A 17,328-nucleotide genomic window follows, 5' to 3' on the forward strand; every position below is an offset into this window, starting at 1 on the left:
CAATCAAGGACTACCTTGCAACGTATAATGACGATCCCAAACCGTTTGTCTGGCGTAAAACCGCCGATCAAATCATTGAGTCAATCGCGCGCCTATCTGACAAGCTCAATAATAAGACGAACTTTTGTTAAGGGACACTAGCTTCCCTCGTGAAATCTCGCTATGGTAGCCTCAATGACCTTTGGTCGTTTTTCTAAAAATTATAATCACTCGCGGTACCACCGAACGGTTAAGGACATAGCGTGCAGTTCAAACGGTTGCTTGACACCCTGGCTCGGTCGTCAGCTCAAGCGGTTACAACGCTGGGGGCGGGACAAAAAGAGCAAAACGAGCTCAAAGAGTACCTCTACGTCGAAACGAGGATTGAGAAAGACTTCAGAGACCTTCTGAATTCGAACCTTTCGTCAAAAAGTGTCATCTTCTTGTGTGGCTCTTCCGGTGACGGAAAGTCTGAAATTCTAAAACGCTATTACGAGACCTACTCGGACAGAATCAGGTTTCACCTAGATGCTACTCATGCGTTTAAACCCGACCAAGATGCAATTGAAGCGTTAGATCAGCTCTTTGACGAGCATCGTGAGTCGGACAAGCCGCTGGTCATTGGAATAAATGTCGGGATGCTATTTAACTTTGCATCTCAAGGACATCCCCGCCACGAAAACATCAGGAGTGCCATTGAATCCTACCTCCAAAGTGGGGACGAAATTTCAGTCTCATACAAGTTCCTTAACTTTGAACAGTATCCGAAATTCAGTATTGAGGACGGAAAGACCGGATCGAGCTTTATCAGTGAACTGTTTTCGCGCGTAGTTGCCTCCAATGAAAAAAATCCGCTACATCTTGCATATCTGGATGCGGTGCGAACGAATCCCAGCACTCTGACTCTGAACTATGAGTTACTCAAACACGAGCAGGTGCGTGATCGGATAGTCCACTTGCTTCTTTCTGCTAGATTAAAATTTGATCAATTTCTTTCTGCGCGGGCTCTGCTCGATTTCGTTCACCATTTGATTTGCGGCCCCAGCTTGCTTTTCAACAATCTATTTGTGGCTGGTCACAATGACTTGAGTGACGTTATCAGCCATTTTGACCCATGCACGATTAGGTCTCGGAATATTGATCAGTTCCTCATTCAGCATCCTCTAGGTATCAGAGAAGAGGCTTTCGATGAGTTCCAGAATTCAGTGCAGGAAACCCTTGGCATAGTCGACATTGAGTCGGCTGGTTGGTTGCGATTTTTCTATCTGTTTCAGGATATCGCCATTGGGAATAACTTTCATCAACGTTTCAAAAAGGATTTTGAACAACCACTTTACGACAGATACATTGAGATTTGGCGTTTACATAAAAGCTATGATGGAAGCGCTGAGGAGCGTCAAAAGCTGAGAAGTTTCTATAAGGATGAGCTTGTATATGCATTGGTTCGATTCGGAAACAGGTTGGATCCGTCATTAACTGCAAAACAGCATTTATTTTTGTGCTCCAGAAACGGCGCCTTTATTTCGGCAGTAGCCGATATTAAGCCTGACCTCAAAAGAATTGAAAATGAAGAGATGGCAAATATCCACGAGTTTCCGGTTTGCCTTAAGGTTGCTGATGAACCACTTCAAACGTTTAATGTAAACCTTAGTTTTCTTGAGCTGGTTTCTAAAATAAACGATGGGTACAGGCCGAATAAGCACGATAAGAATACGATTGTGATTTTGGAGGAGATCGTCGACGACGTAATAAAAGTCGTCATTCGTTCAAACAAGCTGATGCTTTCGGATGGTAGACAACACGTTTATCTTACGAATGAAGTTGAAGACAGTGAGATCGTTGTCGGAGGTGTCGAGTGAGTATTTCCGATAACTTGTTTGCGCTGGATGAACAAGAAATTCAGAACAAAAACTTCGTTAACCATTTTCTGCCATTTCGGTCTCAGTCGTCTGGCCTTGATTTCGAAGCAATAGCTGGAAGCATTTTGACGGTGGCTTTTCAAAAGCGGCTTGAGAAAGGCTCAACGTTAGAGAGTTTTAAGTCCTCAGTTTATAGTCGCTTACAGTATAAGCTGACGGACCAAGAAATTTTCCCTCTTATTGAAAAAATGTATTTCGATAATGAAGCGGTAGGTTTGTTTAAAGTTTCTCCGGAATTTCTAATTGCCAAAGCCGCTCAGGCTGAGGCATCTACTAATAAACATGTTGCGCAAGTTTTTATCGGCTTCATTCGTGACTCGAATCGAAGATTTCCAAAACTCAGCAGTGAAGTGAATTTCTTAGAGCAAGAGCTTGTTGAAGCGTTCCAACAGCAATTGACTGATTGTAAAGAGGATCCCGTTGAGAGGCCTTATTTGCCATTTATGTCAGAGCTCTTTTCCCAGGATCTTGGCTTTCTTTTGGAGCACCCCGGATATTTCTTAGACAACCTTAGAGCATTTTTTAGCCTTTATACCTTTTTATATAGCTCCCAGTTGGCATTGAACATCAATGGTTGGACGGAGCAGCCTGCTAGTAAACCACTTTTTTTCATTCTTGATACCGAGAAGGCTAGCTTAGAGCGGAATAAGGTTAGAGAAGCTTTTCGTCACCTGAGGACGAAAGCTTTCGATCTATTCCCGGTTCTTTCTATGCTTGAATATCTGAATCAACCGAAGAATAGGAAAGCGATAAAGTTTCCTCTTTGGAAGATTTTTTTAGATATAAACGAGATGGATACGTTACAGCGTAATAGCATTAATAGCTCGCTGATAAGGTTCTGCGAAAAATATCGAGAAAAAAGAAAATTTCCACCTCTTGAAGAATATCCTCAATCAACGAAAGAACTGATTGAGATACTCAGTAGAACTGCCAAGGAAATTTTTGGGACAAAAGGTACGAACCAACACGCTGTAAACAATAAATTTGTGAACGCATTTGAGAATGAAATTGCTCCACACTTTGTCCAGGTGAGGGGGCGCTCAGGAAGAGTGCTGACAATTTCTCAAGATTATCTACTCCTTCTCACAAACCTGGCTATCGGCAGCAGAAAGCAGATTCAGTTCCAAGAGCTGCTTCAGGAGTTTAGAAAACGTGGGGTCTGGTTCGACAGACAGTCAGAGCAAGCGATCATCAGGTTTTTGGAGCGAATTGGTAACGTCGAGCGAATGAGCGATAGCGGAGATGCGGTTTATGTCCGAAAAACACTTTGAAGCCTTCTTGGTAAGTAATCTACGTGGTTGGCTTCAGTCCCGGATAGAAGCGGGCGCCCGGTATCAGTTCAAATCACCAGACCCGGAAAATACGGTACGTCTTGTTTCGGAGTTGTTAGAACAGTGTGATGGTCGACTACGTTATGGCGAGCACGAACTTTCATATCTCCAGATTAATGATGTACGTTTGTTGGTGACCGGGCATTTGGAGCAGCCTGATATTCAGAATGGTTGCTACACGGAAAACTACATATCAAACCTTCGGGATACTGTGGCAGCTGAGATGCCCCCTTTCGAGGGGTGCGCTTTGCTAATCGTACATAACAGCCTTCTTGATACTTTGATTAATAGTGCGTTCGACCTGGCCCAGGGCGACGCTGTTTGGTCGCCTAATCAAACAAAAAATGAGCTGGATCTCATGATATCTGGTGGGCTTCAGAATCAAGTTGCTTCCCGGTGTCTCTTAGAGCACCAAGCCCGGATAATCACAGAAGAAGGCTCCAGTGTATTCGGATTTCGACACCTCCATGATGCATTGCTAGACGGAGACCTGCGATTCCAGGAGCTAGGGCTGTTCAACGACCCGCAGGTGTTAAGCAATTCGAACGAGAAGCAGGTAGCGCGCCGACTGGAGTCGAATCGCCAGCTGAGGGAAGAGATTGAGTTTGCCGTTGAGCATTTCCCGAATGACTTGGAAGACAAGCTGACAAAGTTTGGATCAAAATTCATACAAGAACATTTTGGAGAAGGAGCCGAAGTTCCCTGGACCGAGCTCAACTACCAAGAGTTTCGAGACGAAGAGGAGCTTCAGAAAAAGCTGACTCTCGATTATGAAGGAATCGAGGTTAATGGCTGCCAAATCGACGTAAGAGATAAGAAAGACACCTCGGCGGGTAGGCGAGATAAGCATCTGATTATTGAGGTTCCGAGTGGTCAGGACCTGTTCAGCTTCAAGATCAAGTTCGTTGGTCAGCGATTAGAAAAAAAGGAGCTTTTGGTTACGCCAAGAGCCATGTCCGACGTCATTGACATTGACTTCTCTTTTAGAGGTGACAAGTCGACCTTCACTATCTCCGGACCATGTAGTGGTGAACCAGAGTTTTTTAGTCTGAGACTCAATCGAGATTCTTCGAACGAAAAATACAGCTTTCATTGCCTGGTAGTGCAACAGGGGGTCTTTTATCTTTCGGCCTTTGAGAATCGCTTTCTCATCGATAGAAGGAGAAGAGCACTCGTACTCCAGGCAGACCAACATTGCCTTGACGTTAATCCTGACGTCACCCCTGAGACCGTGTTATCCGACAGCGGTGAAACAATTGACGTAAATTCAGTGGGAAAGATCGATTTCGAGCAGCTCTACGATGAGTCTGACGAAGTTAATTTCACCCTGACGAATGGGGACAGGTCTCTCTTTGTACTCGTTGAAGGAGAACCGAGCAAAGAAGCACTGCGGCTACCAGTGATTTTTGATCCAAGTCGGTTTGCCAGGCTTTTTAAAGACGATAACTTCAATGGTGTGTATCGGCCAGGGAAAGAGACCGTCGTCTTCGATAGCCAAGAATCGGAGCCAGTGTTCTTCCGAAAAGCCTTGCTCCAGGCAGAGTCTGCCTTCGTTAATGAAGAGTGCATCGAATGGGACAATGATCGACGCAAAGGAATTCCACTTTCAAACCTTTCGCTCGCCGACGACAGAATATATCAAGCCTATGCCGCCCTTGTTTCTTACTTTCAACAGCGTAAGACGTTGCCCTCGCTGGCTAGCTGGGGGCCTGAACTTGTTGCCCTAGGTAAAGAGTATGTTCTGGCTTCCGTTGAGTACTTGGAAAAAATTAAGAAGGGGAAGCCGCTCGATAGCTCTGAACGGCTGGTGATTCGCATTGGGCTGGCAACAGTGGAGGAGCGTCGATTTTTTACTCCGTTCCATCCGCTGGTCATGGCCTACTATCTGAGTTTGGTTGAAGAAATCGTTGAAGATGGTGAAGCGCGTAGCTTTCGCGAATTACCAGAGGTTACGAAAGGCCGATTAAACGCACGGGGATTACTCCCTCACCTTTTCGACAGAGACAATCGTTACAGTTATACACAGGCTGTGCCAGAGAACCCCCTCTGGTTGGAGATAGTGCCACATCAGGATACAAGCTTTGATTTTGTGATAAACCTTGTAAAGCACAAAATCGAGGAGTTCACGTCTACATTTGAGCAGCTATTCCGCCAGGTCGATGACGCCCCTCTGTTAATAAACTCTGTCAACAACGCAGAAAACTCAGAGTTATTCAGAGGGCTGGTGTCCTACTATCAGGCGAACTTGCTCGGCGGCCGTCACATACACGTCAATCTCTACGACGAGAAGTTAGTCGAGACTGAGTTTGATGTTTTCGCTGAGATGGGGATGTATGACGAAATCAAGGAACGGTACGGGCTCGATAAGGGGGCTGCACGTCGCAATGCCGACGCGGTAATCGATCTACTGCGGACCAGGCTAACGTTTAGCAAGTTTCAGCATAGCCACGTGGAAGAGCAAGCTTATGCTCATCTGACATTTTTTAAGAATGATCAGAAAGTGGAAGCTGTGGACAACAATATTGATGAGCACGTTTCGGGTGTTGCCTGCGCTGGACTGTTGTCAGGTGAGTCTTCGAGGAGCGAGGGTGACCGATACTTCACGGCTTTTGGCCTGAAAGGTGTCGATTACAGCTCTTTACTGCACTTGAAGTTGGCTAAGTTAATAGGAACGCTTTGGCGCCCCTCTCAGTCCAAGAACGATGTCTATCATGATCATTCGGCCACGAGCCTCGCAGTGAGTCAGGAGTTTATGTCCTTGCTGGAGCGCTCATACGATAGTTCAGTATGGACGACCATCATAGATCCAAAGGTCACGCTGAAGTTCTTTGAAGCCACCGAAGGCGTGATTCTCATCCACTACTCCGACCAATACACAAGCTCGTCGGGTTATGACGCGATCACCGTAACCAAGCAAGTTGACCTTTATAAGAATGTCTTGGGCAATGCTGGCAATGAATTGATTCGAGAGTTCAATGCGTTCAATGGTGAATGGCTGCTCAGACTGATTACCGACCACTCGAAAGAAAAGATTGCGAAAGAAGGCATTATCGGCGCCTATAAAATCGTTAGTACCCTTTTGGCTCAGTCAGATATCACCTGGATCCCTATCTCTGTCGCTGAAATGATCAGAGTGGCCGGCAATATTGGCCTTGCGATGACGGATAGTGATTTCTCGCGCCACAATCGCAAGATCAAAAAAGGTGCAATCTCTGACGATATCTTGTTCGCAGGTTTTAAGGAAGGCCAACTCTACCTGCTACCTGTGGAGGTAAAAGCTGGGGGCCGCCCTGATTTCTCCAAGGCGAGAGACCAGGCGGTTGAGTTGAAACGATACATGGAAGAAGACCTCTTGGGACCGGACACGCTTGCGTCGCGTCTCTATCGCGGGCTATTCATTCGCCAAGTGCTTCTGCAAATCGAGAAGTATCAGTTGTATCGAGTTTTCGAGGATAACCATTTCGAGGATTTCTTAAACCATCGCGAAGAATGGTTAGAAGGCCAGTATGGGATCGGTCAGCTCCCGAATTATCCCGGTGCAATGGTAGTAGCTCACATCAACAATGAGTCCTGTTTTGAAGAGAAGTATGAGATAGCTGAAGAAGTTCTTCAGGCTGAAATACCGATGGGGCTACTGGATGAGCTAGTAAGGACCCCTTACCAAGACCTTAGAGCGAAAATCGACAACTCGTCACTCCTTCATGTGCCCAAAGAGTATTTTCTGCAGCCTTTCACAGAGCAACAACTTGCAGGCACAAAAGAGGATGAAGCGAAGAAGCCTGCCCCCACTAAGGCGGAAATGGTCGTGTACCCATTTTCAAAACATGATAGCGGTGTCTTCCCCGCTGCGGCTGATGATACTTCTGAAGAGAAGGTGGGCGATTCCGAACCTGTGGCACCTGCCGAGCCGCTCAGGGTAGAGTTTGGCAAGGACGTTCAAAGCGGTGAGGTAGTCTATTGGGAGCCCACGAATACCGAAAAGCTCTTCAATACGAATACCGGAATTATTGGCACGATGGGCACAGGGAAGACCCAATTCACTAAGTCGCTGATTACTCAGCTTGTTCGAAATCAGAATCATAACGTTGACGGAGCCCCAATAGGGATACTGATCTTCGACTACAAGGCTGACTACGTTAAAGACGATTTTGTTCAGGCCACTAATGCCAAGGTTTTCGAACTTGACTGCTTGCCTTTCAACCCGTTCGCCTTGTTTGGAGACAAGAAAAAGCTACCGGTGCATGTTGCTGGTCAGTTCATTTCGTCGATGTCCAAGTCTTATAACCTTGGCGTAAAGCAGCAAAGCAAATTGCGCACGGTGATCCGGGACGCCTATGAAGCCGCCGGCATTTACTCAAATGATGAAAGCACTTGGAGTAGGCCCGCTCCGACTCTGGAGGATGTCTGGGCAGCGTATCAGGAGCAGGAGAAGATCGACCATGACTCTTTATACGCGGCGCTCGAAGTGCTATCTGCCTATGAAATTTTTGAACCGGATACGAGCAAGACCCTGTCACTCTATGACCTCATCGATGGTGTTACCGTCATCAATCTTTCGGGTTACGATCGCACCATCCAGAACCTCGTCGTCGCACTCACGTTAGATCTCTTCTATACACAGATGCATCAGCAAGGTAGCTCGAAACTAGACGGTAATTTTCGTCAGATCTCTAAAATGATACTGGTCGACGAAGCCGATAATTTTATGTCTCAAGACTTCGAGAGCCTCAAGAAGATTTTGAAGGAGGGACGGGAGTTTGGAGTTGGGACTATCCTTTCGACACAGGAATTGACGCACTTCAAAACCGGCGACAATGACTACTCAACGCTTATCCTATCTTGGGTGATTCACCAGGTCGCCAATATTAAATCGCAGGAGATAAAGGCCATCTTCAATACACAGAGCAAGCAAGACGAGGAGTACTTTATGAGCCAGATAAGAAAGCTTGATAAACACGTCAGCTTGTGTGTGGATGGGAAAAAGAAAGTGGTTAAAGTTAAAGATTTGGCCTTTTGGGAGATCAAGTAATTGAAAGATAATTTTTTAGAATTAGTTGATATGTACAAAAAGGTATTTCTATCATGCGCCTCGACCTTTTTTCATATACTTAAGTCTGCGCATTTTGTTTTTTTCTCCGTGGTGTGCCTTGGAATCGGGACCATGGGGATTTGGATCCCTGTGGTTTTCCAGTTAGATGTCAGTGCGCCAGCCTCAAAGCTTTCCAGTAACATAACCTATGACAATATTGCAATATTTATGTATGTCGTAAGTGTTCTTGGTACGGTCGCTGCTGAATATTTCGTAAAAAATGAAGATCTAAAAGACCCGGATAGTAAGTCTATACACTCATTTGCTATGTTCATTTGGTTCTTGGCAATTTTGCTTGCTTTCTGGGCTCTAAAAGAACCTCGGGGGACAACTTGGCACCTTTGGGTTAGTCTGTTGTTAACCATTTCCATCTGGATGAGTTTTACAATAAAAAAGGAAGAGTTTAATTTCGATCAAGACGAGGTCTCGGGGAAACTTTCAGGAGCACTGTCAGACAGCTCAGTAATTCAAGGCAAAGGGATCTAAAGTGGGGAAAATTCCGTTGAGTGTAAATGAGTTTCTGGCAATAAGGGTTGATCAGCCATTTGGTTCCTTTTATTCAGTGCGACTCAATTCGAAGTTTATTTTACAGAGAGCTTATTCAAAGTCCGCATCTTTTGATGGTGCAGAAATAACGGGTGCACAACGCAAGCTTAGGCGAGAGCGTTTGAAAGAGATCGGTGAGTTTATCGATAGCGATGACGCTATGTTCCCATCATCTATAATAATCGCGGCTAATTATTATGAGGATGACAGGCTCGCGGAAGAAGATGACCAATGGCGAGTTGAGGCCGTTGATGAAGGTCTGAATCTTTACAAGCTGATTGTTCCTTCAGATAAAATTGTTTGCTCTATTGTCGACGGTCAGCATCGTCTATTTGGATTTGAGTATGCGACCGAAGATTTTGATCTTAATTGTTCTCTTTATCTTGATTTGCCGCCATCTCTTCAGGCTTCGGTGTTTGCGACCGTGAACTTTAATCAATCGCCAGTAGATAAAAGTCTCGCGTACAATTTATTTGGCTACCAGCTAGATCGTTTGGATTCGGAAATTTGGTCTCCAGATTTGCTCGCGATAAATCTGTGTCGATATTTCGCTATCACTCCCGGCGAGTTTTTTTGTGGCCATATTAATTTCAGGTTAAAGGAAAAAAATGTACCTAAGGGTAATTGGGTTATTTCCACTGCGGCTTTTGTTGATGGTGTTTTGAGGTTGATAAGTAGAAATCCAAGACTTGATAGGTATGAAATTAACAAAAAAACTATGTGGGGGTTGGCTGGGAGGAAAGCTATAAAAGCTGACGAATCGTTTTCAATGCGAGAGTATTTTAGGGTTAAAAATGATAAGGCGATAGAGCAAGTTATAAGTGCTTTTTTTAATGCTGTTGGGTCAATATTTGATATAAAGGATCACTCGGATCACGTTTTCGTGAAAACAATTGGCATATCAGCGCTGTTTCAGCTGTTAAACGAGATGCTTTTAAAATACGGAGTCGACAAGGATACGATTGACGAGTTTCCGGTCTTACTTCGAAAAGCAAAGGTTATCAATCTAGAAGACACTGAGTTCTTTCCGTCAAGCACCAAAGGGCAAAACCGGCTTTTGAGAATGCTGTTGCATTTTGTTCTCGACAAGCCCTTCGCGGAAATGGAGCTCAGGGAAGAGGCAGAAAATGAGCTCAGCGATAAAGCTGAGCAATATCGTCAGCGCTAATTCAAGACTCGATCCTAGCTGCACTTTCTGATAATCGGGAAAGAATGATGTTACCTTTATAGAGCTCATGCATCAAAAGGTGACATCGTATAGTTAAACTTATTTCTGGTGTGTCAAAAGCTTCTGGAGAAGATACTATGCATATCTATGAGATTCTTGATGTGCCCCATTTTGTGTAATCCGCTATCGATTAAAGAGCGGATAATGTTTTGAGGATCGGTGTCGACTCCTTGCTCTGAGCAAAACTGCTTGATCATAGCTTCATAAGCATGTTCCTGATCACCAAAAAGAACGTCACGATTGATAACGTGAACCTGTTCGGGTCTGGTGTCATTTATTGTAGCGGTACGTGTATCGCGCAGCGCAAGCGAAATAGCTGTGCGTGCCAGCACATTAGGAGTGAGGCGCGTTTTTGTTTGCAAGAACTGCAGCCTATCCCAGGTCTTTTTACTCAACTGAATGCGGGTGGGAAACATCTCAGCTCGCCTCCTTTTGGTGCCAAAAATAACCTTCACGGACGCGAGTCGCTCCGGCTTTTGAATCATATTCGAGCTTATAGGCCCGGGATATGTCGGGTGCGAGATCAGAATAGAATGATTCATCCACCTCAGTGTCTGTAGAGAGCACAATCATCTGGTGGCTTGCGATAGGGAAATAGCCTTCTATCAGCTTGGTTCTGTGCTCGGAGTCTAGCCTCCCTAATGGAGTATCGACGATCATAGGCAACTGACGTCCGGAGGTTTTTGCAAGCGCCTCAAGAACAGCAATTGCAAATATCTGTTTTTCACCAGCTGAAAGCTCGTCTTTCGCTATCGTCCGCCCGTTACCGGTCAATAGTTCTACGTGGAAGGTCTTTGGGTTGATCCGAATTTGTAGATCCATGTCCTCTTTCCGAGCTAGTTTGGCAAAGCACTCGGTGAACTGGATTTCAAGGTCTCGAACCTTGGCGGTCGCTGTCTGATCGACATAGTCCGCGAGCAAGCCATTGGCGTTGTTGACGTAGTCGATAACTCTCTTTTGGTCGCTCAGCTTCGCAGCAGTTTCGTAAAGTCGGTCAAGCCGGCGGGCTATTTCGACGGCTTCATTAGCTGCGTCTTTTCCTTTCGCCCGCGCTGACTCGATTTCAGCATCTAACCTGCCAAGTTTTTGCTGTAGCTGCTGCAAGTTTTCGAAATCAGAGGCAATCAAAGAATCGTCCGGAGCGCGGGCCAGAGACGCCCCAATTTCATCGAGTTCTGCTTCGATACGCTCCAGAGCATCAAACAATCTAATCAAATCCTGCCGCTGTCTACTAGCATCCTCGAATGTTGAGTATATTTTCCCTGCTTGAGAGGGCGTTAAGTCGTGAACCAAAGTCTGGGATTCGAGGTCTTGATGGGAGTTGCCCAGTTTATCTATCTCAGCGAGCACGATAGCCAAAGAATCGGGTGCCAGCTTTGAATCGAGAGCGTCTTCCAGGTGTGTTCGGTATTCGTTGTGGATTCTGTGTTCCTGCAAAAGCCCCTGAAGCTGGAGGTCTTGCTCAATCTGCTCTTTAGTTCTTCGGCAAAAGTCCTCTGCCAAGGCAATGGGTGCGGCGCCGGATATAAGGACATTGATGTCGGATATTAAGTTATCTCGCTCGCTTTGGAGCTGACTCAATCTGGCTTCTAGCTGAGCCCGAGATGTGGAGAAATGCCCCCCCCGATCATCGATGTCTTTTTGGAGTCTGTTCGCGCGGTCTTGTAACTCAGCGCGCTGAGCGAGGATGGTTGAGATCTCTTGACGGACGATCTCAGCTTGCTTCCGACAGTTTGTCAGTTTGGACTGTTCAGCATCGATTTGTGCCTGCATTTCCTGAGCTGACGATCGTTTAGCCAGGTTCCGATTAAGAACAGTGAGATCGCCGGAGAGCCGTTCCACGACGTCGAGCCCGAGTAATTTCTTGATAGACTGTTCGAGGGCTATTCCTCCGGAATCATCAGCTAGTTGGGCGATTTTCTCACCATCAAAAAAGAATAAGTCGGATACACCTGCAGGTATCAGTTCATTCAGAAAATTCTGAGCTTGCTCGTAGCTCAGACCTTTAATAGGCGTATCATTCTCCAAGACAGTGAGTGTTTCCTTAACGCCTTTGCCCTTTCGTTCCCATTCACGCTTAACGTGGTACTGGCTTTCCGTTCCGAGCTTTGCGTAAGTGAATTTGAGCTCAACAGACGAAGAGTTGGCAGAGCGACCAGTCTCTCTTGAGTGATGGATGGCGTCGAGCAGAAACTCATCATAGCGCTTTTGGGAAACTGCACTGCCCAGACACAAACGTCCGTAGAGCGCCAACCTTACGCCCAAAAGGATGCTTGTTTTACCCGCGCCATTTAAACCGCCAAAAAGAATGATGGGCCGTGTTTTGGCCGCACGCTTTTCGGGCGTGAGGTTGAAGGAGTTTTTCCCTTCGTAGACTCGAAAGTCGGTAAGCGTAAGCTCTTTAATCAGCATTAGTTCAAAAACTCTGAAAATTCGTCTTTCACTTCCTCAACGTATGATTTGCCACGCTTACGAAAGGAATGGTTGCGCTCATTGATCGCGTCGAGATCCTCCCAATCTCTTTGGAGGATACTCTCCAGGCTGTTCAGTATGCCCCTTCGATTGCCTAGACCCGATACTTGAAGTTCTGCTTCCAGCATCTTGCGAACAAGCGCTGATGGAACACCGTATTTTTCTGCGAGCCTCTCAAGTGTTTCGGAATCTGCTCGTGTAAATGCGCCAGCATCGTCCTCTACCCAGTCAAGGTCCTCTCCATAGACTTCGCGATAAATCCGTGGCAGGGAGTCTTCCCAGTCCGGTTCATTTGGGTCGCGTAGCCATTCTCTTCTTATCATGTGTAACTCGGGGCGAGTAATCAGTTCGATAGACTCACCACTCTCGTTAATTCCCTTCTCAATAGTGAGCAATTCACGGAGGAATTCTTGTCGCTTGGTCAGCCAATAGGGACCCGGGATATGGCGCACTTCTCGCACACTATCATCACTGATGTCGCCCGAGTTGTAAGAGACCCTTCCTGTTCTTCGCCGAAAGTTGCGATACTCCTCAGAGTTTTCTGGTTGGCGGGACATGTATAGTTTGTTTCTGAACGCCAACAAAGGCTTCATCCAATTGGCACCCGACTCGATAAGGCCATGCAGCGCTTTGTCGTCAGTCACAACGGTGCACGTCCAGCACCCGAAACGGCTGTTCCCACACGAGGGCGTACTTTTATCGATTACCAGCGGGCACTCGCCTTGGTTCGACCCTTTGTACAATTCGAGCAACTCTTGGTTTGATCCTCCCCATGGGCATGGGGCACTCATTAGGTACATCCACACTTCGTCTGCGGACCAGCTTTCGATGGGCATATACGTGTAGGCGTTTGGAAGAGAGCTGTGGCGGCTAAGCGCAGAACCATCGATTTTATGTTTCGCGATAACCTGGGCGCGAGACGCACTCTCCTGGCTGCGAGAGCCCAACACTACAACGGCCTCACCAAATTTAGCGACCTTATCGAGTATAAACTCGCTCACAGGGTCTATCTTCATTCGTTCCGTGCACCAGCGGAACGTCTGATTTGGCGCAGGATAACCACGACCGAGCAAATTCACCCAAAAGGTTTGATCTGTCTTTGGCACAACACTGTGTGCACTTATAGGTAGGCCCTCTTTCGGCGCTGCCTCATTAATCAGCTTTATTACTCTCTTGATCATGTCGACCACGACAGGGGTCTCAACCAAGGTGTCAGACGAGACCACATAAACATGTTTGGTTCGCTTTTCGGCAGGAAGCTGCAGTAGTGCCATGTAGATCAAGGAAAGAACGCAAGTAGAGTCTTTTCCTCCACTGAAGCCAATAATCCAGGGCCGGTCGTCAGAGCAATATATGTTCTGAATTTCGCGCACTAGGTCCACTAGAGGGCGGTTGCCAAGAGAAAACTCCTGAATCATGGATAGATGATCCGGGAAAACGAACTGTTCCTGCGCAGTCATGTCTTAAGCGACTCCTCGTATTCCTGCTCGGAAGGGGTGAGAGGAACACTTAATTGCTGTTTGATGTAGTTGCCCGTGAGGACGACGCTACTGCGAGCCTTGCTAATGCGACCGTGATGCATTGCTCGACCTTCCCACTCATTGTTAGCTCGTGCCCAATCAATGTCTTGAAGACCTTGCAGTATCCGGCTCCACTGAGATTTTGGCTTGAACAAAAGGTCGGCGCCTATTTGGCCCATGGCCTGCAGCATGACGCCATGAGCATGAACGTATTGCTCACGGAGCTCGCAGGTCGCTACTTTCTTTTCCAGAGCGAGTTGCCAGTCTCTCATGTTAGCCGCGACTTCATTCCAGTATTCAATTGCCAACTGCTGCTCATCCTCGCTAACTAGGTCACTCTTCCCTTTCATCAGCAGAGCCTTTGAGGCGTTCTTGATAGCCGACAACGTAAAAAGTTTGCTGCTTCGGTTGGATATGCTGGACCTCTCCATTTCCGTCAGCCGGGAGAATACCTTCACCTCACGAGCAACAACTCGGGCTAGTTCGGATAAGTGATCCCGGTGGTCATAGAGCGTGCTGATAGAGTCGCTTGGCCGGACAGCGTGCTTGTTGAGATCTGCGAACATTTGCTGGCTGCGCTTCAGACCTTCGTCAATAAAGAACAACACAGGGACGTTGTCGTAACCGAGTTCTGGATTTTGTTCGATTGCCTGAACGATGGCCTCACGGCGGTGTTGGCCGTCGTTGATCAGGATTTTTGCATCCATGGGGATCGACAGTAGCCCCAGGTTTTGAGCGATACCTGTGTCGGTACTGGGTTCAAACGAGACCTGACCATCTACAGACGCTGTGATTCCCGAAAGCGTATAGTCCGTTGGGTTGTCGACCAAATAGCTGACAATGTCTGGTATTCGGGTTCGATTCAATACTCGTTGGGCTCTCAGTTCTGGAGGAACCTCCTGCCCATCGAAGATGAAAATTTTTGGTATTAGTCGTAACGGGCACATGGCCACGTAGCAAGGCCGTCCGGACTGAACGCCTCTCGCTGCCGGGAAGGTGTGGGAGAACTCGGCCATGAGGGTCTCCGGGAATGGAAGTTAAAAGTTGGAATGGAAGTTAATTTACCCAAAATAAACTTCCGGGTCAACGTGGCCAGGGCGAGGTTTCAGATTGGAGAGTTATCTAAGTCCATGAAATCGTTGAGAGAGTAAGATCTTGGGATTAGTCGTTCGTTCGCAGAGCTTCGCTTCATCACCGTTACCTGCTTGGCAGGTGTCTCGCTGAAACTTACGTGAATTGGCCGGTCTTGGCCATAGAAATACATCCTATCGAATTCGAGGTTTTCCGCGATCCATTGACTGACCTCGAACATGTCCTCATCTTCGACGATAAAGTCTACTGCGGCGCCCCCGCGCATGCAGATGGGGTTGCCTAACCTGTTCAGTTCATGGGATGCGTGCTGATCTAGTTTCGGAGCGATCCTACGCCGTATATTTTTGCTCAGTTCTGACGAGCAAAAGCCATAAGTGAGCTTGATCATGCCGAAATAGTCCACGATAGGATCGATAAGATTATTGGCTAGGTCGAGGAGGGCGGTGTAAGTCTCTGGTTGGAGCGGGTGATTCTCGATTTTAAGCGACTTCTGCGTTTCGCCGCATTCAATCAGGTCGCGATATTTGAAGTATTGGCCGCAGGGATGATCGAGGTTCGGAATTTCGGTACTCCTTGTCAGGCTGTGTCCTTCTATTGCCCATCTCTTGTCGCGCAGCGCGTTCTGAAAATCTCTGTCAGGAGGGCCGAAGCCGCTAAAATCGCCAACTCCCAGTTGTTCAAGCGCTTCATCAAAACGCAATTGTTCGGCATAGTTTTCTTGATCCTCATGCATATACCTGCTCTTCAGGTAGAGGTTGGGAGGGGCAAACTCATCACCGTATTGGTAAACATCGATCCGCTGATTTCTCAAATTAATCTTAGTGCGAACGAGCATTTTCGGAATGGCCTTTCCGAAGAAGTCGTCGTAACTCATGAGGGAAAGCTTCCCGGAACGGATGTGGATTTTGACTAGATCGGCAGAACTTGGGTCTCCGAATAGGCTAGATGCACATGTGATGTAAATTCGGAGGACTGGGGGCAATCTTGGTATTAACTCAGTGTGTAGTTGCAGTGAGTGATCGTCATGCAGCCACCCCAAGCCCTGTTCAGAGGCTTCGATACAAGCAGACAGGATCGCACTCTTATCTAATACTTGAACGAGATGATCTTCTCCGATTGTTTGGGCATTCGCTAGGGTCCCACAAAAATGTCTGACATCTTCCTTGAGCTTGTCAGGCATAGGGCGTGGGGGAGCGCTCCGGAAGAATCGTAGTTCGGCAAACTGAACAATCAGATCGTCCTTGCGCGCCTGTTCAGCCCTCGCTAATGCTAACGCTCCCTCCTCATCTTTGACGGTCTCAAGAATTCTCAATGCGGCTGGGTAGGAGCCCAGAAATCTCCGAATGTCATTGAGGTTTTCGATCTCGCTTGGCTTGGGTTTTCTGCCAAAATCTAGCCAAGTGCTCCACAACTTTTCGAAAATATCCTTGTTGTTTTCATACTTCCGTAGACTAGCCGGTGCCCGGCGCTCAGGTTTCTGGCTGTTGAGCGGTCTTTTCGCTCGAAGTAGTCGAGGGCGGCTTCGTTTAACGCTTTTTCTAGCCAGGAAGTCAGTCTTCGCTGCATCCGTCTTGAAAGCGTAAAAAATTCCCGGAGCTATCGGAACAGGCTCTGTTCTGAGCACTGATTCAATGTAAGTTGCCAGTTCGCCTTGTGAAAAATACTTTTGGAAAGTGTTTCGCGAGGTGCGCACACCATCCCTGAAAGGCAGTCCACCCCGAGCATTTGCGTTTTCCAGCATCGCAGAAACGACTAAGATTTCTGACGCAAGTTCATAGGCGCTGGTCAGGACGAGGTGGCGTTCCTCAGGCACTTCAATAACATTGATGACGAACCCTAGGTTGACGATGTCTGCTGTTTTCTTTTCTGCACTGGGAGAATAATAAGGATCCCATCCAGCTACGTTTATATTGCTATCTTTTAGGAGCTGAACATCGTTGCCCTTGCCGCACCCGTAGTCAAAGACTGACCTCGTCTGATCAAGGTAGCCATATCGCGCAAGGCTTTGCATCAACGTCATCAACTTAAGCCCCGCAGAGTCCAAAATCCAGTTCCAGCCGAAGCCATGGGCGGGGTTTGGTCAGCATCATCGTAACGATATCGCTGCAATGAGCGCCAGCTGAAGCGATTTGTTGGGGGATGGACCGGATTT

General features: G+C 47.1%; 10 protein-coding genes. 5 read left to right on the forward strand and 5 right to left on the reverse strand.

All coding sequences use genetic code 11. The features are described 5' to 3' along the window. The first annotated feature begins 242 nt into the window (after window positions 1-242). From dptF to AC13C0_RS11050, 5 genes are read left to right on the forward strand one after another with little or no spacing between them, the layout of a single operon-like run. Entirely contained in the window at window positions 243-1,838 is a 1,596-nt protein-coding gene (gene dptF, locus AC13C0_RS11030) for a DNA phosphorothioation-dependent restriction protein DptF (protein WP_328188354.1), read from the forward strand. Further along, window positions 1,835-3,169: a DNA phosphorothioation-dependent restriction protein DptG gene (gene dptG, locus AC13C0_RS11035; RefSeq protein WP_328188352.1), complete on the forward strand. Its 1,335-nt coding sequence runs from the start codon at window positions 1,835-1,837 to the stop codon at window positions 3,167-3,169. The genes dptF and dptG overlap by 4 nt, the downstream gene beginning before the upstream one ends. Then, a complete protein-coding gene (gene dptH, locus AC13C0_RS11040; protein ID WP_328188350.1) occupies window positions 3,150-8,258 on the forward strand; it encodes a DNA phosphorothioation-dependent restriction protein DptH in 5,109 nt (1,702 codons plus the stop codon). Before dptG ends, dptH begins: the two co-directional genes overlap by 20 nt. Then, window positions 8,259-8,804 (forward strand): hypothetical protein, encoded by a 546-nt coding sequence (locus AC13C0_RS11045; RefSeq protein ID WP_288367001.1) that lies wholly within the window; start codon window positions 8,259-8,261, stop codon window positions 8,802-8,804. Window positions 8,805-8,820: 16 nt separating this feature from the next. Next, window positions 8,821-10,032: a DGQHR domain-containing protein gene (locus AC13C0_RS11050; protein ID WP_328188348.1), complete on the forward strand. Its 1,212-nt coding sequence runs from the start codon at window positions 8,821-8,823 to the stop codon at window positions 10,030-10,032. A gap of 113 nt (window positions 10,033-10,145) precedes the next feature. Here the strand turns inward: AC13C0_RS11050 and AC13C0_RS11055 are convergent, their stop codons facing one another. The 5 genes from AC13C0_RS11055 to AC13C0_RS11075 all read right to left on the reverse strand — a co-directional run bounded on the left by AC13C0_RS11055 (window position 10,146) and on the right by AC13C0_RS11075 (window position 17,196). After that, a complete protein-coding gene (locus AC13C0_RS11055) occupies window positions 10,146-10,508 on the reverse strand; it encodes a DndE family protein (RefSeq protein ID WP_288367004.1) in 363 nt (120 codons plus the stop codon). 1 nt (window position 10,509) lies between these two features. Next, a complete protein-coding gene (gene dndD / locus AC13C0_RS11060) occupies window positions 10,510-12,504 on the reverse strand; it encodes a DNA sulfur modification protein DndD (protein ID WP_328188347.1) in 1,995 nt (664 codons plus the stop codon). Continuing rightward, entirely contained in the window at window positions 12,504-14,024 is a 1,521-nt protein-coding gene (gene dndC, locus AC13C0_RS11065; protein ID WP_288367006.1) for a DNA phosphorothioation system sulfurtransferase DndC, read from the reverse strand. Before dndC ends, dndD begins: the two co-directional genes overlap by 1 nt. Continuing rightward, on the reverse strand, window positions 14,021-15,100 hold the full coding sequence (gene dndB, locus AC13C0_RS11070; RefSeq protein WP_022992092.1) for a DNA sulfur modification protein DndB: 1,080 nt from the start codon (window positions 15,098-15,100) through the stop codon (window positions 14,021-14,023). Before dndB ends, dndC begins: the two co-directional genes overlap by 4 nt. 89 nt (window positions 15,101-15,189) lie before the next feature. Next, complete coding sequence (locus AC13C0_RS11075) at window positions 15,190-17,196, reverse strand: DNA phosphorothioation-associated putative methyltransferase (RefSeq protein ID WP_482954385.1); 2,007 nt, start codon at window positions 17,194-17,196, stop codon at window positions 15,190-15,192. Window positions 17,197-17,328 lie beyond the last annotated feature (132 nt).

It is taken from the genome of Marinobacter sp. B-21, from assembly GCF_056857895.1.